Below are 23,577 nucleotides of genomic sequence, written 5' to 3' on the forward strand. Positions count from 1 at the left end.
TGTGTTGCGGGCACACTGGTGTGGCAAGAGTGACGAACCGGTGAAGGGACGAGCGTGTACCGAGTGTTCCAGGCCCTCGACGAGCTGAACGCGATGATCGAGGACGCCCGCAGTCTGCCCATGACCGCGAACTGTGTGGTCCCGCGGCACGAGTCCCTGTTGTTGCTCGACGACATCCGCGATTCCTTCCCCGGCGAACTCGACGATGCGCAGGACGTGCTCGACCAGCGCGATCGAGTGCTGGCGGAGGCCGAGGACACGGCGCACCAGACCGTCGCGGCGGCGGATGCCGAAGCGGACCGGACCCTGCGGAACGCGCGCGAGGACGCCGACGCGATGCTCGCCGACGCCAAGGCCCGCGCCGACCGCATGGTCGCCGAGGCCACCACGCACGCCGACGAACTGGTGGGCGACGCCCGCGCCGAGGCGGGGGAGCTGCTCGAGCGATCGCGCCGCGACGCCGAGTCCACCACTGTTCGCGCCCGCGCCGAGGCCGAGCGCCTCACCGAACAGGCCAACATCCTCTACGACCGCACCATCACCGAGGCGCGGCAGGAGCAGCAGCGCATGCTGTCCGAGTCCGAGGTCGTCCGTATCGCCGACGAGGAGGCCTCACGGGTGCGCGACGCCGCACATGCGGAGAGCGATCGCCGTCGCGAGGAGTGCGACGCCTACATCGACGACAAGATGGCGCGGTTCGAGGAGTTCCTCGGAACCACCATCCGTACCGTCACCCGCGGCCGCGAGGAGCTCCACGGCGTAGCCCCCTCGGGACGCCGTGAGCCAGGCGGGCGCCGCGCCGGGCGTGACGATGCGCTCCACGGCGACGGGTACGGAGACTACTGACCCGAGGCGGGTAGTCTGCTGGTCGTGTCCACCACCTCCAGGTCCCATCGTTCCGCGCCCGGCCCCCTCGTCCTCGATACGCGCAGTATCAGCAGGACACCCGGCGCGATGACGCCGATTCAGCGCGTCGCCGTGGCGCCGTCCACGATCGGGGTCGAGATGATCGCGATCCCCGAGGGGGCCGAACTCGATCTCGACCTGATGCTGACATTCGTCGACGAGGGCGTCCTCGTCACCGGTTCGGTCAGCGGACAGGCGAAGATCGAATGCGCGCGGTGCCTCGGCGAGTTCCACGCCGAGGTCGCGGTGGACCTCACCGAGATGTACGCACTGGAGAACAAGGCCGCGGCCGAGGGCGCCGAGCAGGACGAGGTTCGCCTGCTCGATGGTGATCTGCTGGACCTGGAGCCGGCGCTGGTCGACGCGTTCGGTCTGGAGTTCCCGCTGTCGCCGACGTGCACGGACTACGGTCACGCCGAGTGCATCAACGCCGACACCCCGCGCCCCGACGGGGTCTCCGGGGAGACCGAGGGGCGGATCGACCCCCGCTGGGCGGGGTTGGCCGAGAAGTTCGGCACCACCGGCACGGACGAGGGCCGCGCGTGACGGATCGGCCCGGCTCACTGGGTACGGCCCTGGGCATCGAGCTTCCCGCCGAACTGGCCACCCAGGCGGTCACTCACCGCTCGTTCGCGTACGAGAACGGGGGAGCGCCCCACAACGAGCGGCTCGAATTCCTCGGGGACGCGGTCCTCGAGTTGGTCGTGACGGAGTACCTCTACAGCGCCTACCCGGACCGTCCGGAGGGAGACCTGGCCAAGATCCGGGCGAGCCTGGTCAACACCTACGTGCTGGCCGATATCGCCCGCGAGCTCGGGCCCGGCGGGTTGGGCGCCCACCTGCGACTCGGCCGCGGGGAGGAGCTCACGGGAGGCCGGGACAAGCATTCGATCCTCGCCGACACGTTGGAGGCGGTGTTCGGGGCGGTATATCTCACGCACGGTCTCGAGCCGGCGCGGGCACTGATCGAGCGGATCATCGGCGAGCGGCTGCAGGTCGTGCCCACGCTGGGCGCCGCCCTCGACTGGAAGACCAGCCTGCAGGAGAAGTGCGCGTCGTCGGGCCGACCCAAGGCCCACTACGACATCACCTCGACCGGCCCGGATCACGACAAGACCTTCACTGCGGTGGTGTTCGTGGGGCAGGAGGGACTGGGGCGGGGTGTCGGGCGCACGAAGAAGGAAGCCGAGCAGAAGGCCGCCGAGCAGGCCTGGGCCGCACTGGACGGGAAGTCGGGCTGACGAGATGCCCGAGTTGCCCGAGGTGGAAGTCGTCCGACGCGGTCTCGAGGACCATGTCGTGGGGCGGCGAATGGTCGGCGTCGACGTGACCGGCGTCCGCACCGCGCGCCGCCAGCCCGGCGGGGGCGCGGAGATCGAGGACCGGCTGACCGGTCGGACGGTAACCGGGGCCCGGCGGCGCGGCAAGTACCTGTGGTTGACCTTCGATGACGACGACGCCGTCGGTGCCGACTGTCTGCTGGTTCATCTGGGGATGAGCGGACAGATGCTGGTGACGGATGAGGGCGCGCCGCCCGTGCGGCACATGCACGCCCGGGCGCTCCTCGACGACGGCCGGGAGCTGCGTTTCGTCGACCAGCGCACCTTCGGTGGATGGACGGTCGTGCCGTTGACCGACGCTCTCGACGGCACCGGCGTGCTCCTGCCGGCGCCGGCGGCCCACATCGCCGCGGACCCGTTCGAGGAGGGGTTCGACCCCCTCGCCACCGCCCGGTCGATCCGGCGACGGGACACCGAGATCAAGCGGCTCCTGCTGGACCAGACCGTCGTGTCCGGGATCGGCAACATCTACGCCGACGAGGCGCTGTGGCGATCCGGGATCCACGGTCGCCGCCGCGCCGGCGCACTCACGCTCCGTTCGGTCACCCAGACCCTGGAGCACGCCAGGGACGTGATGTCCGATGCCCTGGTCGCGGGCGGCACCTCCTTCGATGCGCTGTACGTCAACGTCAACGGCGCCTCCGGGTACTTCGACCGCTCCCTGGACGCCTACGGCCGCACCGGCCTGCCGTGTGCCCGCTGCGGTACCGCGGTGGTGCGGGAGGATTTCATGAACCGCGGTTCGCACTTCTGTCCCGTCTGCCAGCCCGCTCCACGACGGAGCACGGTCGCACGGCGGGTGACACCACGCCGAGCCGGGAGCCGAAGCGGACCGATCGTACGATGAGTGTCATGTCCGAGAGCACTCCGCAGAGTCCCGCCCCCCAGACCGCGCCCACCAGCACCGAGCTTCGGGTGGAGCGGACCGGCACGCGCCGATACGTGGGTCTGTCGTCACGCGGCGCGCGGGTCGAGATCGGCTCGGCAGACGTGGAGGGCGTGTTCACCCCAGGTGAGCTGCTCAAGATCGCGCTCGGCGCCTGCACCGCGATGGCCTCGGACTTCACCGTGTCCCGCCGGCTGGGCGAGGACTACGACGCGACCGTTCACATCTCCGGCGACGCCGATCGCGAGAGCGAGCGTTACCCGCGGCTCGAGGAGCTCTACGAGCTCGACATGTCCGAGATCGACGCGGCCACGGCCGAGCGGCTGGTCGCCATGATCCGTCGCTCCGTCGACAAGGCCTGCACGGTAGGCCGAACCCTGCAGGCGGGCACCGAGATCGCGCTGGAGATCGAGACCGGGATCGATCCGCGGTGAGTGAACCGGCAACCGGTCACGTGCGGTTGGTCGCGTGGGTGCACGGCCGGGTACAGGGCGTGGGGTTCCGCTGGTGGACACGCAGTCGTGCCCTCGAGCTCGGACTCGCCGGGTACGCCACCAACAAGTCGGACGGCCGCGTGCACGTGGTGGCCGAGGGACCCGAGCAATCCTGCCTGGAGTTGCTCGGCAAGCTGCGCGGAGACGGCACGCCGGGGATCGTCGAGCTCGTCGTGGACTCGTGGGAGGCGGCGCGGGGCGGGCTCACGGGATTCGTCGAGCGCTGACCTAGGATCAGCTCCCGTGTACCTCAAGTCGCTGACGCTCAAGGGCTTCAAGTCCTTTGCGGCGCCCACGACCATGAGGTTCGAACCCGGCATCTGCTGCGTGGTGGGCCCGAACGGCTCCGGTAAGTCCAACGTCGTGGACGCGCTCACCTGGGTCATGGGCGAACACAGTGCCAAGACACTGCGTGGCGGCAAGATGCAGGACGTCATCTTCGCCGGCACCTCGGGCAAGCAGCCCCTCGGTCGCGCCGAGGTCACACTCACCCTGGACAACTCGGACGGCGCGCTGCCGATCGACTACGCGGAGGTCTCACTCACGCGCCGCATGTTCCGCGACGGCGCTGCCGAGTACGAGATCAACGGCGACCGCGCCCGCCTTATGGACGTGCAGGAGCTGCTCTCGGATTCCGGTATCGGCCGCGAGATGCATGTAATCGTGGGGCAGGGGAAGCTCTCCGAGATCCTCGAGTCCAAGCCGGAGGAGCGCAGGGCGTTCATCGAGGAGGCCGCGGGCATCCTCAAGCACCGTCGCCGCAAGGAGAAGGCCCAGCGCAAGCTCGCCGGGATGCAGGGGAACCTGGACCGCCTCAGCGACCTGACCACCGAACTGCGCCGTCAGCTCAAGCCGCTGGGCCGACAGGCCGAGGTGGCCAGGCGGGCACAGACCATCCAGGCCGACCTGCGCGACGCGACCTTCCGACTGGCCGCCGACGATCTCGTCACGCGTCGCCGCGAACTCGCGGACGCCGAGAGCGTGCGCGGCCGCCTGGAGGAGCGCGTCGCCGAGGCTGTTAATCGTCGCGACGAACTCGCCCGTGAGGTCGCGGCGACCCAGTCCGAGCTGGACCGGCTCACGCCGGAAGCGGAGGCGGCACAGCAGCGTTGGTTCGCCCTGTCGACGCTCGCCGAGCGTGCCCGGGCCACCGCCCGCATCGCCTCCGACCGGGCCCGCTCGCTCGCCGCCGAGGTGGCCGTTCATCACGGCACGGATCCGGACGATCTCGACCGCCAGGCGGACCGCGCCGAGGCCCACGAGAAGGAGCTCGCCGACGACGTCAAGCGGGCGGCCGAACGCGCACGTCACGCGACGGACGCTCTCTCCGCGGCCGAGTCGGCGTCGGCCGCGCTGGAAGCCGAGCACCTCAAGGCGGTCAGGGCGATCGCCGATCGTCGTGAAGGCGTGGCACGACTGGCGGGCAAGGTCGAGACCCTGGCCGCGCGGGTGGAGTCCACCGAGGCGGAGATCGCGCGGGTGGACGCCGAGACGGTGGCCGCCCGCGAAGCGGTGGCCGATACGGAGGCCGAGTTCGACACCGTCCATGCGCGCGTCGGTGCCCACGGTGAGGGTGAACAGACCCTCGACGAGCACCTCGGCCGCGCCGAACGGGCCCACCTGTCCGCGCGCGCCCGACTCGCGGAGCTACGGGGTATCGAGCGCGAGGCCGACCAGAGGATCGCCCGGCTGGCGGCCCGCATCGAGACTCTCGAGCAGAACAAGGGCGCCGGCGACGGCGCCGAGTGGGTGATCCGCCACCTGGGTACCGACGCGGTCGCCGGGACGGTGGGGGAGATGCTCGGCGTCCGCGACGGATGGGAGCGCGCGATCAGTGTGGCGCTGGGCCCGGCCGTCGACGCCGTGGTGGTGGATCAGACCGTCGACCGTAGCGAAGTCCTGGCAGCCTTGCGCGAGGCGGACGCCGGTCGCGCAGGTCTGCTCGGACGGGGCGCGCCGGGAGGCGATTACCGCCTCGAGGTGGAGCTGGTCGACGGGGCGCGCTGGGCGCTGGACGTGGTGGACGTCCCCGACGGCCTGACCGCGTCCGTCACGGCTCTGCTGGTCGACGTCGTGCTCGTCGATGAACTGGCCGTCGCCTCCGCGCAGGTCGACGCCGACCGGCGCGTCCGGGCCGTCACCCGGGCCGGCGAACTCGCGGGATCCGGATGGGCGGTGGGTGGTTCCGCGTCGGGGCGGACCGGAATCGAGATCCAGTCGGCGATCGATGCGGCGGTCGCCGAGCGGGACACCGTCCGCGCGGAGATCGAGACCGCTCGCGCCGAGCTCGCCGGAGCCGAGGCAGAGGATGCGGACCGCGCCGACCGGTTCGCGGAGACGATGGCCGCGATCACCGAATCCGACGCGGCGATCGAGGAGATCTACGCGGAACTCGCCCGGATCGGACAGCGACGCCGCCGCGCAGAAGCCGAAGTCCGGCGCCTGGAGCAGACGCGGCGGATCGCCGTCGACAAACTCGACGCCGCCCGCGCGGAGCACACCGAACTCACCGATCGACTCGCGCGGGCGGGAGAGGACCACGACGAGGACCAGATGCCCGCCGATGACGGTCGACTCGCCGCGCAGGCGGCGGTCTCCACCGCGCGGGCTGCGGAGATCGAGGCCCGGCTCGCGCATCGGTCGGCCGAGGAGCGAGCCACCGGCGTGCGCGGCAAATCGGCTTCACTGCGCCGTGCCGCCCAGGCCGAGCGGGAATCGCGCGCCCGGGCCGCCCGCGCCGCCGCAGCCAGACGCAGGGGCGCGGAGGTCGCCGGGGTCGTCGACGAACTCAGCGAGCGACTGCTGGCCAGACTCGACGAGGTCATCAGCACCGCCGGAGCGGAACGCGACCGGCTGGCGGCCGCCCGTACGGCGGCGACCACGGGACTGTCGACGCTCCGCAGCGAGCTGACCGCGGCGGAATCCGAGGTCGGTCGGCTGGGGGACGCCGCACACCGGGACGAGGTCGTCCGGGCGCAACTCGAGGTCAAGGTCTCGGAATTGGAGTCATCGGTACTGGAGCGCCACGGCATTGAACCCGAGGCGCTGGTGACCGACTACGGGCCGGATATCGAACTGCCCCCGTCGGCCCTGGAGATGGAGGAATACGAGGCGGCCCGCGAGCGGGGCGAGGACGTGACCCCACCGCCCCCGATGCCGTTCGTCCGTGCCGAGCAGGAACGCCGACTCAAGCGCGCGGAGAAGGATCTGGCCACGCTGGGTAAGGTCAATCCGCTGGCGTTGGAGGAATTCGCGGCCCTGGAGGAGCGGTACGCGTTCCTGTCCACCCAGCTCGACGACGTCAAGAAGGCCCGCTCGGACCTCGAGGGTGTGATCGACGACGTCGATGAGCGCATCGAGCAGATCTTCACCGAAGCGTGGATCGATGTCGAGCGGGAGTTCCGTGACGTGTTCTCGGTGCTGTTCCCCGGCGGCGAGGGCCGGCTGATCCTGACCGAGCCCGAGGACATGCTGGCCACGGGCATCGAGGTCGAGGCCCGGCCGCCGGGCAAGAAGATCAAGCGACTGTCCCTGCTGTCCGGTGGCGAGAAGTCGCTCACCGCGGTGGCGATGCTCGTGGCGATCTTCAAGGCGCGCCCGAGTCCGTTCTACGTGATGGACGAGGTCGAGGCCGCGCTCGACGACACCAACCTACGGCGTCTGATCGGGCTGTTCGAGCAGCTCCGCGAGACCAGCCAGCTCATCGTGATCACCCACCAGAAGCCCACCATGGACGTCGCCGACGTCCTCTACGGCGTGTCCATGCAGGGCGACGGCATCTCCAAGGTCATCTCGCAACGGATGCGCTGAACCACTGGCAGGCTGGGGTCATGACTGATCACGAGTTCTACATGGACGCCGCACTGGCACGGGCCGCGCGGATCCTCTGTCAGGTCTCCACCAAGGTGGTCGCACTGCGGTCGGGGATCGATCCACAGCTTCTCAAGGACTACGAACGCGGGGTCGTCGACCTCAGCGATGCCGAGGTCCAGGCGCTCACCGACGCGCTGTCGCACTTCGGGGCGCGCTTCATCGCCGAGGACGACGGCGGGGGCGTGGGGGTGCGACGGAAGTTCACGAGGACAAAGGTCCGGATGATCGAGCGATGGGAGGGCGAGGGCGGCCCCGTCGGAGAGGACGACGTCTAGCCGCTCACCCCCGGCGGAACACCGAGCGCAGGCGCTCACGGTTGACGGCCCCGATCGCGCGCAGCGGGATCCCGGCGGGGCACACCCTCGAACACTCGCCGTAGAGCGAGCAGGGACCGAACTCGCGGTCCGCCTCCCGGACCATCTCCCGGGCGCGCGGGGCGCGGTCGAGCGCGGACACCGGCATGAGCGCCAGGTGTCCGAGCTTGGCACCGACGAACAGGTTCGCCGACCCGTTGGGGCACGCCGCGACGCAGGCGCCGCAGCCGGTGCAGGCCGCGAAGTCCAGGGCGGTGTCGGCCGTGTCGCGGTCCTGCAACGTGCTGTCGGCGTCGGGCGCGGTCCCCGCGGGAATGCGCACGTACGCACCGGCCTCGACCACGCCGTCGAGAGCGGAGCGGTCTACCACCAGGTCCCGCACCACCGGGAAGGCGGCCGCACGCAGTGGTTCGATGCGCAGGGTGTCTCCGTCGGAGTACGCGGTGAGCCGCTGGTGGCACGACGGGGTGTTCGCCGCCGGACCGTGGGGGCGACCGTCGACCGTCACCCCGCACGCGCCGCAGATCCCCTCGCGGCAGTCGGAGTCGAACGCCACGGGCTCCCGACCGGAGTCCACCAACCGTTCATTGAGCACGTCGAGCAGTTCCAGCACGCTCATCTCCGGCCGGGCGCCGGACACCTCGTGACGCTCGTACCGTCCCGTGTCCTCCGGCCCGTCCTGGCGCCAGATGCGCAGTGTCAGATCCATGGTGTCCGCCTCCCGGTCTGAGACCTCATCGGTTGCCCCTCGTCGGCGGCTCTCATCGGTAGTCCCTCGTGGTCACACCGACCGTCTGGAATCCGAGAGGCTCGGCGTGCCGGGTGAAGGCGCGCGGGCCGCCCCGGTCGTCGCCCGTGGACTCCCACGCCGAGGCGAAGCACCACGACGCGTCGTCGCGTAGCGCCTCCCCGTCCGGGGTCTGGTGTTCGTCGCGGAAATGGGCGCCGCAGGATTCGTCCCGGTCCAGGGCGTCGACGCACATCAGCTCGGCCAGCTCCAGATAGTCGGCCACTCGGCCGGCCAGTTCGAGGACCTGGTTGAGGTGCTCTCCGGACCCGGTGACCCGGAGATCCGCCCAGAAACGGGCGCGCAGCTCACGGACACGGTCGATCGCCTCGGTGAGCCCCTCCGCGGTCCGCGTGACCCCGCACCCGGCGTAGAGGATCTGCCCGAGTTCGCGGTGGAAGTGGCCCGGCCCGGTCGTCCCGCCCACCGAGAGGAGGGCGTCCACACGCTGGCGGGCGCGGTTCACGGCGGACGCGACCACCTCGTCGTCGTCCGCCGGTAGTTCCCGTCCGAGACGGGTGGCCAGGTGCGCCGGCACCGAATAGGGCAGGGTGAACCACCCGTCGACACTGGCGCTGAGCAGCGAGTTCGCGCCGAGCCGATTGGCCCCGTGGTAGCCCCAGCCGCACTCTCCGCCCACGAACAGTCCGGGAACCGAGGTCTGGAGATCGTAGTTGCTCCACAGCCCGCCCATCGTGAAGTGGCAGGTCGGGGCGATCCGCATCGGGACCGTGTACGGGTCCTCGCCGGTGGCGTGGGTGTACATGTCGAACAGGTTGCCGTAGCGTTCGGCGATCACCTCGCGACCCACGCGTACCAGCGCGTCCCGGAAGTCCAGGTACACCGAATTGCTCCGGGGTCCGACGCCCCGGCCGGCCCGGATCTCGGTGGTGATCGCGCGCGAGGCCACGTCACGGGGCACCAGGTTGCCGAACGCGGGGTACCGGCGCTCGAGGAAGTAGTCCCGCTCGGCGTCGGGGATATCCCCCGGGGCCCGCGTGTCGCCGGCACGCAGCGGGACCCAGATCCGCCCGTCGTTGCGCAACGACTCGCTCATGAGGATGGTCTTGGCCTGCCAGTCGGTGTCCTTGGGCAGGGCGGTGGGGTGGAACTGGACGAACGAGGGCGAGGCGAACAGAGCACCCCGCTGGTGGGCGCGCCACACGGCCGAGGCATTGGAGTGCACGGCGAGTGTGGAGTCGCGGAAGACGGTGCCGTACCCGCCCGTGGCCAGGACGACCGCGTGCGCGGTCTCGGCCCGGATCCGGCCGGTGACCAGGTCGCGCACCACGACCCCGTGGCAGCCGGAGTCGTCGACGACGAGGTCGAGCATCTCGTGGCGGGTGTGCAGCTCCACCGCGCCCGCCCGGACCTGCCGCAGTAGGGCCTGTGTCCCGGCGATCTGGAGCTGCTGCCCGGTCTGGCCCCGGGAGTAGTACGTGCGGGAGACCTGCACCCCGCCGAAGGAACGGGTGGCCAGGACGCCGCCGTACTCACGGGCGAACGGGGCGCCGATGGCGGAGAAGTGGTCGATCACGCGCACCGACTCCTCGCCCAGTCGGAACACCTCGGCTTCCCGACCACGGAAATCACCACCCTTGACGGTGTCGGTGACGAAGCGGGCGACCGAGTCGCCGTCCACCCGGCGGCCCCGGGCCGCATTGATGCCGCCCTGGGCGGCGACGGAGTGCGCGCGGCGCGGCGCGTCGTGGTAGGTGAAGGCTGTGACCCGGTAGCCGAGCTCGGCGAGCGCGGCGGCCGCTCCCGCGCCCGCCAGCCCCGTACCCACCACGACCACGTGGAAGCGCCGGCGGTTCCCCGGGGCGACCAGGGGGTAGGCGTCGCGACGCCGCGCCCATGCCGTGGCGGGGTCGCCGTCCGGCACGCCGCTCGCCAGTGCCCGGCCGAGCGTGACGCCCGGGATCGACACCGGAGGCGGCGTGAACGTCACGTCAGCCACCCCATCTGGACAGCCACGGGGATCGCCGCATTGCCGAGAAGGACCGCCACGGCGGCGATTCCGCCGATGACCGCGATACCGCCACGGCTCCGGACCCCGGTCACGCCGAGATCGCCGGCCGCTGTGCGGACACCGTGCGCGATGTGCACGGCCAGCAGCAGCATCGTGACCCCGTAGAAGGCGGCCACCCACGGCCGCGCGAGGCTCCCCACGAGGTTGGCGTGGGCCGAGCCCGGGACGAAGGAGGACGGCGCGACCGGCGGGGTGCCGGTGGTCATATCCAGAATGTGGAAGACGACGAACAGCAGTAGCACCACGCCGGTCACCAGCATCGACCGCGCCCCGAACGATCCGGCGGACAGCCGCCGCCGATGCAGGCCCGCCGACGACCGCGAGCGGCGCACCAACAGCACGGAGCACCACAGGTGGGCGACCAGGCACAGCGCGAGCACCACGCGGAGTGCCCACAGGACACCCTCGTGCGGGACCAGGGGCTCGAGCAACGACCGCAGCCACGCGGCGTAACCGTTGAACGTGGCCGCACCGCTGAACACCTTGAGATTGCCGACCATGTGCACCACGACGAAGGCGGTGAAGACCAGCCCGGTCACCGCCATGACGGCCTTGGCGACCCAGGTGGGCACGACCGGGGCGCGGCGGACAGGGGCTCTGCGTGCGCGGGGCGGGGTCGGTGGGCCGGCGTGCGGTGGGGCGTGGACATCGGTCACGGCACGAGCACCTCCTTCCGGTGACGAGCGTCAGTCTAGGGCCGCTCCGGACCCCCGGGATCGAGATGACGAAGGGGGCGTTCGGCCATACTGGGCACCGTGAACACCACCACCTGGATCATCGTGGCCGTCGCCGTCGTGCTGTTGCTGGCAGTCATCGCGCTCGTCGTGGGGCTGCAGCTCCGCAGGAACCGACAGATCACCCTCAGCAAACCCGAGGAGAACAAGGAGCTCACCCAACAGGAGCGCTCCGGCAACTATCAGGCTGGAACGGGTTTCTCGTTCACCCAGGCCGGAGGGGCTGCCACCGCCGCGCCACCGAAGGAGCCGCTGCCGCGCGAGACGTCCGCCCCCGCGGAACCCGCGGTTCCGTCCGGGCCCACCACGCACCCTGTCGAGCCCTCGATCCCGTCGGCCGATCCGGCGCCCGCCGCGCCGGTTGCCGAGCCCGCGTCGTCGGCTCCGACTGCCGTGCCCCCGGTGCCGTCGGCGGAGCCGGAGCCGGCGCCCGAGCCGGACATCGAACCCGGGCCGAGCGCGGAGACCGTGGTCGTGGAGCCGACCCCTGTCGAGCCCGTGGTGGTCCCACCCGAGGTCCCCGACGACGAGGTCCCCGTCCATTCGCCGGACGTCATCACCGGCACCCCCGAGCCGGTCGCCCCCATAGAGCGCATCGATCCGTCCGCCGGACGCCTGGATCGGCTCCGCGGCCGCCTGTCGCGGTCGCAGAACTCGGTCGGTCAGGGCCTGCTGGGACTGCTCGGTGCGGGCGATCTCGACGAGGACGCGTGGGAGGAGATCGAGGACACCCTGATCATGGCCGACCTCGGCGCCGCCATGACCGAGCGCGTGGTCGACACGTTGCGCGAGGAGATCGCCACCCGCCAGGTCCGCACCGAGGCGCAGGTGCGCGACCTGCTGCGGCAGACGCTCATCGACAACCTCCACCCCGAGTACGACCGTTCGTTGCGGGCGCTGCCGAACGACGGGACGCCGGCCGTCCTCCTCGTCGTCGGCGTCAACGGCACGGGTAAGACCACCACCACCGGCAAGCTCGCCCGCGTGCTGGTCGCCGACGGCCGCGCCATCCTCCTCGGCGCCGCGGACACGTTCCGTGCTGCGGCCGCCGACCAGCTCCAGACCTGGGCCGAGCGTGTCGGCGCCGAGGTCGTGCGCGGCAAGGAGGGCGCCGACCCGGCCTCCGTGGCCTTCGACGCCGTCGCGCGTGGTGTGGAGACCGGAGTCGACGCCGTGCTCGTCGACACCGCCGGTCGACTGCACACCAAGACGGGCCTCATGGATGAGCTCGGCAAGGTCAAGCGCGTCGTGGAGAAGAAGACCCCCGTGGACGAGGTCCTGCTCGTGATCGACGCGACCACCGGTCAGAACGGCCTCATGCAGGCGCGCGTGTTCAAGGACGTCGTGGACATCTCCGGCGTCGTGCTGACCAAGCTCGACGGCACCGCCAAGGGCGGAATCGTCTTCCAGGTGCAGCACGAACTCGGCGTGCCGGTGAAGCTCGTCGGACTCGGGGAGGGCGCCGACGACCTGGCACCGTTCACCCCGGAGGCGTTCGTCGACGCGCTGCTCGGCACCTGACCCGGTCGGGGGCTGCCGTGTAAGTACCGGGGCGCAGGACACAGGAACGGAACGAAAGGCGCCCGCGCGTAACCGACCGGAAACGTGCGGGCGCACCGGCCGCAACACGACGGCGGAAATCTCTTATCTCGGACGGGGTGGCGACAAGACGCCTCCCCGCGAGACGAGGAGGACCGCATCGTGACAGGTGAGTTCGATACGGGAGACACGGCCTGGATGCTCATGGCGGCATCCCTGGTCCTGCTCATGACACCCGCGCTGGCGCTGTTCTACGGCGGGATGTCCCGGCAGAAGTCCGTGCTCAACATGATGATGATGTCGTTCGGGTCGATGGGCCTGGTCGGCATCATCTACCTGCTGTGGGGCTGGTCGATGTCCTACGGCGGACAGTCCGTCGGCGGCGTGTTCGCCAACCCCTTCGAGATGTTCGGGCTCTCCGGGGTGATCGGCGACGCCTCGGGCTGGGTGGCGTCGGGTTCCGGCGCCTACCCGCAGGTCGTCGACGTCGCCTTCCAGGTGACCTTCGCGATCATCACGGTGGCGCTCATCTCGGGGGCGCTCGCCGAGCGGGTGAGGTTCGGGACCTGGCTGGCCTTCGCGGGCGTCTGGGTGACCCTGGCGTACTTCCCGCTCGCACACATGGTGTGGGGAGGCGGTCTGCTCTCGCACTCGGAGACCGGGATCGCCGCGAGGATCTTCGGCACCGTCGACGACGGTGAGGGCGGCCTGACCGCGTCGGTCGCCCCGATCGACTTCGCCGGCGGCACGGTCGTCCACATCAACGCGGGTATCGCTGCGCTCGTGCTGGTCCTGCTCCTCGGCAAACGTCTGGAGTTCGGGCGCACCGCCTACCGTCCGCACAACCTGCCGCTGGTCATGCTCGGTGCCGCACTGCTGTGGTTCGGCTGGTTCGGCTTCAACGCCGGCTCGGCCTTCGGTGCCGACGGCGCGGCCGGGCTGGCATGGGTCAACACGACCGCGGCCGCCGCCGCCGCGATGCTCGGCTGGCTGCTCGCCGAGCGGATCCGGGACGGGCATGCCACCAGCCTCGGGGCCGCCTCGGGCGTGGTCGCCGGACTCGTGGCCGTCACGCCGGCTGCGGGCTCGGTCAGTCCGCTCGGTGCTGTCGCGCTCGGAGCGGTCGCCGGCATCCTGTCCGCGCTCGCGGTGGGGCTGAAGTACCGGTTCGGATACGACGACTCTCTCGACGTGGTGGGTGTCCACCTCGTCGCCGGGCTCTGGGGCACCGTGGCGATCGGCCTGTTCGCCACCGGCACTTTCGACACCGCGGCCGGACTGTTCTACTCCGCCGACGGTTGGAAACTGCTCGTGATCCAGGCGGTGATCGCGGTGGCGGCGCTGGTGTTCACCGCGGTGATGACCACGATCGCCTGGGCGATCTGCAGGCCCCTCGGGTGGCGGATCGATGCTACCGACGAACAGTCGGGAATCGACGGCTCCCAGCACGCGGAGACGGCGTACGAACCCTCCACCACCGCGCTCATCCGCTGAGCCGGCCCCACGAAAGGACATCACGACATGAAGCTCGTCACCGCGATCATCAAGCCGTTCACACTCGACGACGTCAAGGCGGCGCTGGAGCAGGCTGGAATCCACGGACTGACCATCAGCGAGGTGCAGGGGTACGGCCGCCAGAAGGGACACACCGAGGTCTATCGAGGCGCGGAGTACGCCGTGGATTTCGTCCCCAAGATCAGGGTGGAGGTGGTGGTCGACGACGAGGCTGTCGACGCGGTCATCGCCCTGGTCGTCGATTCGGCCCGCACCGGCAAGATCGGCGACGGCAAGGTCTGGGTCACCCCGGTCGAGTCCGTCGTCCGGGTCCGCACCGGCGAAGAGGGCCCGGCCGCCATCTGAGCGGCCCGCCGGAGCCCGGGTATCGCCGCGAGGCGGAGAGGAGTCCCCATGAGCGGGACATTCGGTATCCAGCGTGCCCGGGCGCTCCGCGAGGGACGCGCGGAACTCCTGGGTGTGTCTCCCGAGCACCTACCCGCGGACGCCCTGAGGGGCGCCCTGTGCGAGTTGTACGAGCGGGAACTCGCCCTCCTGGCACAGGAGGCCGGCATCGGGGACCGGAGCGGGTTCGTGCTCGTCGCGCTCGGCGGCCTCGGGCGCCGCGAAGTGCTCCCCTTCTCGGATCTCGACCTGGTTCTCGTGCATGAACGGCGCCCGGACCGGGAGCTCGCGAGAATCGCCGAGTCGCTGTGGTACCCGTTGTGGGATTCCGGGATCGAGCTCGACCACAGCGTCCGGACCGTCGACCAGTGTCTGACCGTCGCCGCCTCGGACGTGTGTGCCGGGCTGAGTCTGCTGGACGCCCGCGTCGTGGCCGGCGACGCCGACCTGGGAGCGCTCGTGATCGACGGCGCGCGCCGTCAGTGGCGGAGCCAGATCGCCTCCCGATACGACGACCTGGTCGACGCGGCCGCGGCCCGCCGCCGGCGCGCCGGCGTGATCGCCCATCTCACCGAGCCCGACCTCAAGAACGGGGCGGGAGGCCTGCGGGACCGCCAGCTCGTGTCGGCGCTGACGTTGGCGCACCTGTGTGACGGTCGGTCGGCCAGGCCCGAGGATCTGGCGACAGCGCATGCCAGGGTCCTCGATGCGCGAACCGAACTGCACCGCATCAGCGGCCGCGCGCGCGAGGTCCTGCATGCCCAGTACGGCGACGAGGTCGGCCGTGCGCTCGGCGTGGGTGACCGGTTCGAACTGGCCCGGTCCCTCGGCGACGCCTCCCGCACGATCGCCTTCACCACCGATCAGGCGCTGCGGGTGTCGTGCGCGGCGCTGTCCACACGCGGGCTCACCGGATTACTGCGGCGGTCACCGGTTCGCCGTCCGTTGGCGGACGGGGTGGTGGAGCACGCCGGGGAGGTGGCGCTGGCCCGTGGCGCGCGGGTCGAGACCGATCCGTGGCTGCCGCTGCGCGTCGCCTCCGCCGCGGCACGCGTAGGGCTCCCCATCGCTCCCGCGACTCTCGGTGTGCTCGCGGAGCGCTGCCCGCAGCCGGAGGGGCGGTGGCCCGCGGCCGCGCTGTCCGATCTGCTGGTGTTGTTGGGTTCCGGCGACACCCTGCCGCCGGTGTTCGAGGCGCTCGACCGCAGCGGGCTGTGGGAGCGGCTGCTGCCCGAGTGGTCCGGGATCCGCGACCTACCGGCCCGGGAGCGCGCCCATGTCTTCCCGGTGGACCGCCACCTCATCCAGACGGTGGTGGTCGCCTCGCGACTCACCACCTCGGTGCGCCGCGCCGATCTGTTGTTACTCGGGGCGTTGCTCCACGACATCGGCAAGTGCCGGCCCGGGGATCACAGCGAGAACGGTGCGGAGATGGTGCGGCCGGTGGCGGTACGGCTCGGGTTGGATGATGACGACGGCGAGACGCTCGTACGAATCGTTCGACACCACCTGTTGTTCGCCAGGTCGGGATCTCGTCACGACCCACGGGACCCGGCCACGCCCGCCATGCTCATGTCGGTGCTGGAACACGACGCGGTGGCGATGGACGTCCTGGCCGCCCTGACCGAAGCGGACTCGATCGCCACCGGACCGACGGTGTGGACCGAGGGGAGGGCGGCCGCTCACGCAGCCCTGGTGGCCGCGTGCCGGGCGACACCGTCCGGTCGTCCCGGGGATCTCGAGCCGCCCGCGGTGGACGCGACCCGCCCGCACGGGCCGCCCGACGTCGTCGTCGACCTCCGGACCCGGGGGGCCGGGACCCGTCACGACGTCACTCTCGTCGTGCCCGGTGGGGGACGCTCGCTCGAGGTCGCGGCACAGGTCCTGGCATTCCACCGGCTGGAGGTCGTGGACGCACGGATCGACCTGCGGCCGCCCGGCGGCATGCGGGCGACGATGACGGTGTCCACGGGATTCGGGGCGCCGGTGGACCCCCGGCTGCTCGCCAAGGACCTGCGGCGGTCGATCGATTCGGGATTGCCGAGCACGATGCGCAACGCGCTGGGGCGGGCACCCGCGCACCGGCCCCCGGACGTCCCGGCGTCGGTCATCGTCAGCCCACGCTCCGACGGGGACGGGTTGATCCTGGAGGTGCGGGCCCGGGATCGGCCGGGGCTGCTCGCCTCGATCGTCTCGTCGCTCCTGGGTGCCGGTGCGAGAATCGACTGGGTTCTGGTGAGAACCCGCGGCTCGGCGGTCGAGGACGCCTTCGCGCTGTCCGGGCGGGGAGCAGTGCTCGGCACGGCGGCGGTCGTCGAGGCCGCGCTGTCCTGATACGGACTCGACTACCTCCGCGTGTGCTGACGCGGTGTGTCCCGATACCCTGTGTGGAGTCGTCGCCGACGACACCGGGGTTCTCCGTCCCCGGGCCGCGAACCAGGGAGCTGTTGCCGTGTTCGAATCCTTGTCCGACCGCCTCACAGGTGCGCTCAAGGACCTCCGTGGCAAAGGCCGGCTCAGTGACGCGGACATCGACGCCACGGCGCGCGAGATCAGGCTGGCGCTACTCGAGGCTGATGTCGCCCTGCCGGTCGTGCGCGCCTTCATCTCGCGGGTCAAGGAGCGGGCCAAGGGCGCCGAGGTGTCCGAGGCACTCAACCCGGCGCAGCAGGTCGTCAAGATCGTCGATGCCGAGCTCACGGCGATCCTCGGCGGTGAGGCGCGGCGGATCGAGTTCGCCAAGCAGCCCCCGACCGTGATCATGCTGGCCGGCCTCCAGGGCGCGGGTAAGACCACCCTCGCCGGGAAGCTCGCACACTGGCTCAAGGGCCAGGGCCACACCCCGCTGCTCGTGGCCTGCGACCTGCAGCGCCCCGGCGCGGTGGATCAGCTGCAGATCGTCGGTGAGCGGGCCGGGGTCCAGGTGTTCGCGCCGCACCCCGGCACCTCCGTCGGTGGTGACGGCGAGGTCGTCGGGGTGCAGGAGCCCGTCTCCGTGGCCCAGCGCGGACTCGCACACGCCCGCGCCAAGATGCACGACGTCGTGATCGTCGACACCGCCGGTCGGCTCGGTATCGACGACGAGCTGATGGCCCAGGCGCGGGGGATCCGTGACGCCGTCCAGCCGGACGAGACCTTCTTCGTCCTGGACGCCATGATCGGTCAGGACGCCGTCATCACCGCCGAGGCGTTCCGTGAGGGAGTCGGCTTCACCGGTGTCGTCCTCACCAAGCTCGACGGTGATGCCCGAGGCGGCGCGGCGCTCAGCGTCCGCGAGCTGACCGGCACCCCGATCATGTTCGCCTCCGACGGCGAGAAGCTCGAGGACTTCGACGTCTTCCATCCGGAGCGGATGTCGAGCCGCATCCTCGGCATGGGCGACGTGCTCTCGCTGATCGAGCAGGCCGAGACCGTCTTCGACGCCACGGAGGCCGAGAAGACCGCCGCGAAGATCGGCTCGGGCGAGCTCACCCTCGAGGACTTCCTCGACCAGATGCTGATGATCCGCAAAATGGGTCCCATCGGGAACCTGCTCGGCATGCTCCCGGGCGGCAAGGAGATGAAGTCCGCCGTCGGCGACATCGACGAGAAGTACCTGGACCGCATCCAGGCCATCATCCGCGGCATGACCCCCGAGGAGCGGGCCAACCCGAAGGTCATCAACGGGTCCCGCCGCCAGCGCATCGCCAAGGGGTCCGGCGTGACCGTGACCGACGTCAATCAACTCGTGGACCGCTTCTTCGAGGCCCGCAAGATGATGAGCCGGATGGCCGGCCAGATGGGTATGCCGGGTGCGGGCCGCAAGAACCAGCGCAAGGGCAAGAAGGGCAAGAAGGGGCGCGGCCCCACACCGCCCAAGAACCGCGGGATGATGCCGGGCGGCATGCCCGGTATGCCTCAGGGAATGCCCGACCTGTCACAGATGCCGCCGGGATTGGATCAGCTCCCGCCCGGTCTCGAGGGGATCGACATCAACGACCTGAAGTTCCCCAAGCGCTGACACACGATGCTGCGCCGGGCGGGGCGATTGGTGCCCCGGCGGCGCGGCGGTCTAGACTGGACTGCCGGACGCCGTCACCGGTGGAACCACGCGCGCAAGCGCGGGCTCCGTGCCGACCGGCGGTCACCCGCAAGGCGAAACCGGGCCCCGCAACCAGTGCGGGCGTCGCTGAATCGCCACGTGACCTGCAACAGAAAGTGAGACGCCCACATGGCCGTCAAGATCAAGCTCACCCGCCTCGGCAAGATCCGCAACCCGCAGTACCGCGTGATCGTGGCCGACGCCCGCACCCGTCGTGATGGCCGGTCGATCGAGACCATCGGTCTCTACCGTCCCAAGGAGGAGCCCAGCTTCGTCCAGATCGACTCCGAGCGCGCCCAGTACTGGCTCGGCGTCGGCGCCCAGCCGACCGAGGCCGTCGAGCAGCTGCTCAAGCTGACCGGTGACTGGCAGAAGTTCAAGGGCATCGAGGGCGCCGAGGGCACACTGAAGGTCGCCGAGCCCAAGCCCAGCAAGCTGGACCTGTTCAACAAGGCGCTCGAGGAGGCCCAGGGCGAGCCGTCCGCCGAGGCCATTACCACCAAGCGCAAGGCCGAGAAGGCCAAGAAGGCCGAAGAGGCCAAGAAGGCGGAGGAGGCCGCTGCGGCCGAGTCCACCGAGGGCGAGGCCGCCGAGGCCGAGTCCACAGAGGCCTGAGTCTGATGAACGACATGGTTGTCGACGCCGTCGACCATCTCGTCCGCGGCATCGTGTCGGATCCCGACGCGGTGGCAGTGCGGTCGAGTGGTGGCCGGCGCGGCGCCGTGATCCGCGTGACGGTCGCCCCGTCCGACCTCGGTCGGGTGATCGGCCGTGGTGGTCGCACCGCATCGGCGATCCGGACCATCGTCACCGCTGTGGGTGGCCCGGGAATCCGTGTCGACGTGGTCGACACCGACCGTTGACCCACCGCTAGCCGGAGGACAAGGACACCATGGAGCTCGTCGTCGGACGCGTCGTCAAATCGCACGGCGTCCGCGGCGAGCTCGTGGTCGAGGTGCGGACCGACTCCCCCGAGGAGCGGTTCGCCCCCGCGAGCCGTCTCGTCGGCCGCACCGGCCGTGGCAACAACACGGCGGATCGTGACGTGACGATCGAAGCCGCCCGGAGTCACTCCGGGCGGCTTCTCGTGCGTCTCGAAGGGGTGGGGGACCGGGACACCGCCGACGCGCTGCGCGGCATGCTGCTGCTCGTCGACTCCGGGGCGCTTCCCGACCCGCAGGACCCGGACGAATTCCACGACCACCAGTTGGTCGGACTCCGTGTGCTCGATACCTCGGGCGACCGCCTCGGTGAGGTCGTCGAGGTCGTGCACACCGCCGCGGGCGAACTGCTGGGCATCCGTCTCGCCGACGGATCCGACGCGCTGGTGCCCTTCGTGACGGAGATGGTCCCGGAAGTGGATCTCGCCGGGGGCACGTGTGTGATCGATCCGCCGGAAGGACTGCTCGAACTGGGCAGCTCGTGACCGCCGCCGACGAACGTGGTGGGGCCGGCCCGGCGCTGCGACTCGACGTCGTCACGGTGTTTCCCGAGTACCTCGCCCCGCTCCGGCTGGCCCTGCTGGGCCGAGCCGTCGACCGCGGGATCGTCGAGGTGGGGATACACGACCTGCGTGACTGGACGCATGACGTCCACCGATCCGTGGACGACACCCCGTTCGGCGGTGGCCCCGGCATGGTCATGCGCCCCACCGTGTGGGGCGAGGCACTGGACGATCTCGTCCCCGTGCCGCACCCGGACACCGGAGGTGACGACCGGCCGCTGCTGATCGTGCCCACCCCCGCTGGCCGACCGTTCACCCAGTCCGACGCCCATCGCTACGCGCGCCGGCGACACCTGTTGTTCGCGTGCGGGCGCTACGAGGGGATCGACCAGCGTGTGGTCGACGAGGCATCCGAGACGATGGACGTCGAAGAGGTCAGCATCGGCGACTACGTCCTCATCGGGGGAGAAGTGGCCGTACTCGTGATCGCCGAGGCGGTCGTCCGCCTCCTGCCCGGAGTTCTGGGCAATCGCCGCAGCCACGAGGAGGACTCCTTCTCCGACGGCCTGCTCGAGGGGCCCTCGTACACCAGGCCCGAGGTCTGGCGGGATCGCGCGGTGCCGGAGGTACTCAAGTCCGGGAACCACGCCAGGATAGACCGCTGGCGTCGGGACCAGTCGCTGTGCCGGACGGCCGAGCGGCGACCGGAGCTGCTGGCCCGCGCCGAACTGGACACACCGGATCTGGCCCTGCTCGCCGAGCTCGGATGGGTGCCGCCGCAGCCCTGATTTGGGGCGTGCGCACCGGTGATGGCACACTAACGAGGTTGACCTTCGGGGCGTCCTGCACGCCCGTCGTCGGTCGCGCTGATCCGGGGCACGAACCGGTTGTCCCACCGCGTGCGGTGGGCGCCAGGGTCCTCTGTCCTCATTCCTGACATGCAAGGAACATCAATGAACACTCTCGATTTCATCGACAACAAGTCCCTGCGGGACGACATCCCCGAGTTCCGGGCCGGCGACACGCTCGACGTGCACGTCAAGGTCATCGAGGGCACGAAGGAGCGTATCCAGGTCTTCAAGGGCGTCGTGATCCGTCGCCAGGGCGGCGGCGTCCGCGAGACCTTCACCATCCGCAAGGTCTCGTTCGGCGTCGGCGTCGAGCGCACCTTCCCGGTGCACTCGCCGAACATCGACCGGATCGATGTGCTGGTGCGCGGTGACGTCCGTCGCGCCAAGCTGTACTACCTGCGTGCTCTCCGCGGCAAGGCCGCGAAGATCAAGGAGAAGCGCTGATCGCGTAGAGCGAGTCCTACTCGGCCGCCGACGGTGGCAGGGAATCGACTACGCTCGTCCGGGTGAGCAGCACCGAATCGCCTGGACATGACCCCGCCGAGCCGGGGCCCCGTGAAGACGGGGCCCCGGCTCGCGGCGTCGAGAAGAAGGGCCAGCCCTGGTACATAGAGATTCCCTTGCTGGTGGTGATCGCGCTCGTCCTGGTCTTCGTGTTCCAGACCTTCGTGGGGCGGGTGTACCAGATCCCCTCCGAGTCGATGGAGCCCACGCTCCACGGCTGCGTGGGATGCACCGGGGACCGGATCTTCGTCGACAAGATCAGTTATCGGTTCGGTGACCCGGAGCCCGGCGATGTGGTGGTGTTCAAGGGGCCGGATTCCTGGAACCAGGGCTACCAGTCGATCCGATCGGACAATCCCGTCATCCGCACCCTGGAGAACATCGGCGGCGTCATCGGCGTCGTCCCGCCCGACCAGAACGACCTCGTGAAGCGCGTCGTCGCCGTGGGTGGCCAGACGGTGGGCGGATGTTCCCCGGACGGCCGGCTGCTGGTGGACGGTCAGCCGCTGGCCGAGCCGTACCTCAACGAGGATCCGACGGTGAACCGCAATCCCATGAACTGTGCGTTCGGGCCCGTCACGGTGCCCGAGGGCAACTACTGGGTGATGGGTGACAACCGGAACAACTCGGCCGACTCGCGTTTCCACATGGGCGACGAGTTCCAGGGGACGGTGCCGGGCGAGAACATCATCGGCAAGGTCCAGGCGATCATCCTGCCCTTCAACCGGATCGGGACGGTCTCCTCCCCGGACATCAGCGTCGGGTGAGGCCGGTCGGTCTCAGGCCGGCCCTGCCGGACCGCGCGCGGGTGACCCTCAGGGCTGGTCGTCTGGCTCTCGAGGCGGCCGTCTCACGTCGCGGTCTGGGCCCCGCCGCCGGGGTCGATGAGGCGGGCCGGGGTTGTTGCGCCGGCCCTCTCGTCGTCGCGGCGTGCGTTCTCGGGGACCGGTTACACCCCGAGCTCGCGGACCTCGATGATTCGAAGAAGCTCTCGCCCGCCACCCGTGAACGACTCCACGACGCGGTCATGCGCCGTGCGGTGGCGATGTCTGTGGTGGTGATCGATCCGGAGCGCATCGATGCGCGGGGGATCCACCGCTGCAACCTCGAGGGGATGCGTCGCGCGGTGGCCGGGCTGGATCCGTCGCCGGGTTTCGTGTTCACGGACGGGTTCGCCGTCGACGGGCTCGGGTGTCAGTCCACGGCGGTCATCGGGGGTGATGCGGTGGTCGCATCCATCGCCGCTGCGAGTGTCCTCGCGAAGGTGACGCGGGATCGGATTATGGTGGACCTCGACTCGCGGTACCCGGGCTACGGGTTCGCCTCCCACAAGGGATACGGGACCGCACGTCACGCCAGGGCGATCGAGGAACTCGGTCCCAGCGACATTCATCGCATGTCGTACGCCAACGTCCGTCGCGCCGCGCAGGCGCATTCGAGGAGCACGAGATGAGCGCCGAGGATCTGGAGAACTACGAGACCGAGATGGAGCTCTCGCTTTATCGCGAGTACCGCGACATCGTCGGGCAGTTCACCTATGTCGTCGAGACGGAGCGCCGCTTCTACCTCGCCAACGCCGTCGAACTCATCCCGAGGTCCGCTGACGGCGAGGTGTACTTCGACGTCCGCATGTCCGATGCCTGGGTGTGGGACATGTACCGACCTGCTCGTTTCGTCAAGTACGTGCGCGTGTTGACGTTCAAGGACGTCAATATCGAGGAGTTGGACAAGCCCGAGCTCCGCCTTCCCGAGTAGGCATCCGGGGCGATTGTCCACAGGCCCCGGACTCTCCACAGACCGTCGCCGACCCGGCTCGCGTCCAGCGGGCCGGGTCGTCTGCGTCCGGCAGGGTGATCCCCGGCGGACCCGGGTGGGCCGGGTCGCCGGGAGGGG

General features: G+C 70.3%; 24 protein-coding genes. 21 read left to right on the top strand and 3 right to left on the bottom strand.

Annotated elements, in window-relative coordinates; genetic code table 11:
- The first annotated feature begins 54 nt into the window (after positions 1–54).
- From K3888_RS02920 to K3888_RS02955, 8 genes are read left to right on the top strand one after another with little or no spacing between them, the layout of a single operon-like run.
- Positions 55–846 (top strand): DivIVA domain-containing protein, encoded by a 792-nt coding sequence (locus tag K3888_RS02920; protein ID WP_230928743.1) that lies wholly within the window; start codon positions 55–57, stop codon positions 844–846.
- Between the two features lie 24 nt (positions 847–870).
- Positions 871–1,452, top strand: coding sequence for a YceD family protein (locus tag K3888_RS02925; RefSeq protein WP_230928744.1), 582 nt, complete (start codon positions 871–873; stop codon positions 1,450–1,452).
- Positions 1,449–2,147: a ribonuclease III gene (gene rnc / locus K3888_RS02930; RefSeq protein ID WP_230928745.1), complete on the top strand. Its 699-nt coding sequence runs from the start codon at positions 1,449–1,451 to the stop codon at positions 2,145–2,147. The genes K3888_RS02925 and rnc overlap by 4 nt, the downstream gene beginning before the upstream one ends.
- A 4-nt stretch (positions 2,148–2,151) precedes the next feature.
- Complete coding sequence (mutM, locus tag K3888_RS02935) at positions 2,152–3,093, top strand: bifunctional DNA-formamidopyrimidine glycosylase/DNA-(apurinic or apyrimidinic site) lyase (protein ID WP_230928746.1); 942 nt, start codon at positions 2,152–2,154, stop codon at positions 3,091–3,093.
- A 5-nt stretch (positions 3,094–3,098) separates the two neighbouring features.
- Positions 3,099–3,566 (top strand): OsmC family protein, encoded by a 468-nt coding sequence (locus K3888_RS02940; protein WP_230928747.1) that lies wholly within the window; start codon positions 3,099–3,101, stop codon positions 3,564–3,566.
- Positions 3,563–3,853, top strand: coding sequence for an acylphosphatase (locus K3888_RS02945; RefSeq protein WP_230928748.1), 291 nt, complete (start codon positions 3,563–3,565; stop codon positions 3,851–3,853). Before K3888_RS02940 ends, K3888_RS02945 begins: the two co-directional genes overlap by 4 nt.
- A 16-nt stretch (positions 3,854–3,869) precedes the next feature.
- Positions 3,870–7,436: a chromosome segregation protein SMC gene (smc, locus tag K3888_RS02950; protein WP_230928749.1), complete on the top strand. Its 3,567-nt coding sequence runs from the start codon at positions 3,870–3,872 to the stop codon at positions 7,434–7,436.
- 20 nt (positions 7,437–7,456) lie between these two features.
- Positions 7,457–7,774 (top strand): helix-turn-helix domain-containing protein, encoded by a 318-nt coding sequence (locus tag K3888_RS02955; protein WP_230928750.1) that lies wholly within the window; start codon positions 7,457–7,459, stop codon positions 7,772–7,774.
- Between the two features lie 4 nt (positions 7,775–7,778).
- Here K3888_RS02955 and K3888_RS02960 read toward each other — a convergent pair whose 3' ends face one another.
- From K3888_RS02960 to K3888_RS02970, 3 genes are read right to left on the bottom strand one after another with little or no spacing between them, the layout of a single operon-like run.
- On the bottom strand, positions 7,779–8,522 hold the full coding sequence (locus tag K3888_RS02960) for a succinate dehydrogenase/fumarate reductase iron-sulfur subunit (RefSeq protein ID WP_230928751.1): 744 nt from the start codon (positions 8,520–8,522) through the stop codon (positions 7,779–7,781).
- Positions 8,523–8,574: 52 nt separating this feature from the next.
- Positions 8,575–10,551, bottom strand: a complete 1,977-nt coding sequence (locus tag K3888_RS02965; RefSeq protein ID WP_372459520.1) for a fumarate reductase/succinate dehydrogenase flavoprotein subunit — start codon at positions 10,549–10,551, stop codon at positions 8,575–8,577.
- Complete coding sequence (locus K3888_RS02970) at positions 10,548–11,288, bottom strand: succinate dehydrogenase cytochrome b subunit (protein ID WP_230928752.1); 741 nt, start codon at positions 11,286–11,288, stop codon at positions 10,548–10,550. Before K3888_RS02970 ends, K3888_RS02965 begins: the two co-directional genes overlap by 4 nt.
- 99 nt (positions 11,289–11,387) lie before the next feature.
- Here K3888_RS02970 and ftsY point away from each other — a divergent pair, with 99 nt between their 5' ends.
- The 13 genes from ftsY (at position 11,388) to K3888_RS03035 (ending at position 23,439) form a co-directional block, all read left to right on the top strand.
- On the top strand, positions 11,388–12,887 hold the full coding sequence (gene ftsY, locus K3888_RS02975; protein WP_230928753.1) for a signal recognition particle-docking protein FtsY: 1,500 nt from the start codon (positions 11,388–11,390) through the stop codon (positions 12,885–12,887).
- A gap of 216 nt (positions 12,888–13,103) precedes the next feature.
- Positions 13,104–14,399 (top strand): ammonium transporter, encoded by a 1,296-nt coding sequence (locus K3888_RS02980; RefSeq protein WP_230929064.1) that lies wholly within the window; start codon positions 13,104–13,106, stop codon positions 14,397–14,399.
- Between the two features lie 27 nt (positions 14,400–14,426).
- The gene (locus K3888_RS02985; protein ID WP_230928754.1) at positions 14,427–14,765 is read left to right on the top strand and encodes a P-II family nitrogen regulator; all 339 of its coding nucleotides are present in this window, start codon (positions 14,427–14,429) and stop codon (positions 14,763–14,765) included.
- 48 nt (positions 14,766–14,813) lie between these two features.
- A complete protein-coding gene (locus tag K3888_RS02990; RefSeq protein ID WP_230928755.1) occupies positions 14,814–17,138 on the top strand; it encodes a [protein-PII] uridylyltransferase in 2,325 nt (774 codons plus the stop codon).
- Between the two features lie 118 nt (positions 17,139–17,256).
- Positions 17,257–18,804, top strand: a complete 1,548-nt coding sequence (gene ffh / locus K3888_RS02995; RefSeq protein ID WP_230928756.1) for a signal recognition particle protein — start codon at positions 17,257–17,259, stop codon at positions 18,802–18,804.
- Positions 18,805–19,014: 210 nt separating this feature from the next.
- A complete protein-coding gene (gene rpsP, locus K3888_RS03000; protein ID WP_230928757.1) occupies positions 19,015–19,500 on the top strand; it encodes a 30S ribosomal protein S16 in 486 nt (161 codons plus the stop codon).
- Between the two features lie 5 nt (positions 19,501–19,505).
- Entirely contained in the window at positions 19,506–19,748 is a 243-nt protein-coding gene (locus K3888_RS03005) for an RNA-binding protein (protein WP_230928758.1), read from the top strand.
- 29 nt (positions 19,749–19,777) lie between these two features.
- Complete coding sequence (gene rimM, locus K3888_RS03010; RefSeq protein WP_230928759.1) at positions 19,778–20,311, top strand: ribosome maturation factor RimM; 534 nt, start codon at positions 19,778–19,780, stop codon at positions 20,309–20,311.
- A 35-nt stretch (positions 20,312–20,346) separates the two neighbouring features.
- Positions 20,347–21,117 (top strand): tRNA (guanosine(37)-N1)-methyltransferase TrmD, encoded by a 771-nt coding sequence (trmD, locus tag K3888_RS03015; protein ID WP_230929065.1) that lies wholly within the window; start codon positions 20,347–20,349, stop codon positions 21,115–21,117.
- A gap of 165 nt (positions 21,118–21,282) precedes the next feature.
- On the top strand, positions 21,283–21,624 hold the full coding sequence (rplS, locus tag K3888_RS03020; protein WP_230928760.1) for a 50S ribosomal protein L19: 342 nt from the start codon (positions 21,283–21,285) through the stop codon (positions 21,622–21,624).
- Between the two features lie 62 nt (positions 21,625–21,686).
- Positions 21,687–22,451: a signal peptidase I gene (gene lepB / locus K3888_RS03025; protein ID WP_230928761.1), complete on the top strand. Its 765-nt coding sequence runs from the start codon at positions 21,687–21,689 to the stop codon at positions 22,449–22,451.
- 41 nt (positions 22,452–22,492) lie between these two features.
- Complete coding sequence (locus K3888_RS03030) at positions 22,493–23,137, top strand: ribonuclease HII (protein ID WP_230928762.1); 645 nt, start codon at positions 22,493–22,495, stop codon at positions 23,135–23,137.
- Positions 23,134–23,439 (top strand): DUF2469 domain-containing protein, encoded by a 306-nt coding sequence (locus K3888_RS03035; RefSeq protein ID WP_007632861.1) that lies wholly within the window; start codon positions 23,134–23,136, stop codon positions 23,437–23,439. The genes K3888_RS03030 and K3888_RS03035 overlap by 4 nt, the downstream gene beginning before the upstream one ends.
- Positions 23,440–23,577 lie beyond the last annotated feature (138 nt).

It is taken from the genome of Dietzia aurantiaca, from assembly GCF_021033825.1.
In the GTDB taxonomy this organism is placed as follows: Bacteria; Actinomycetota; Actinomycetes; order Mycobacteriales; family Mycobacteriaceae; genus Dietzia; species Dietzia aurantiaca.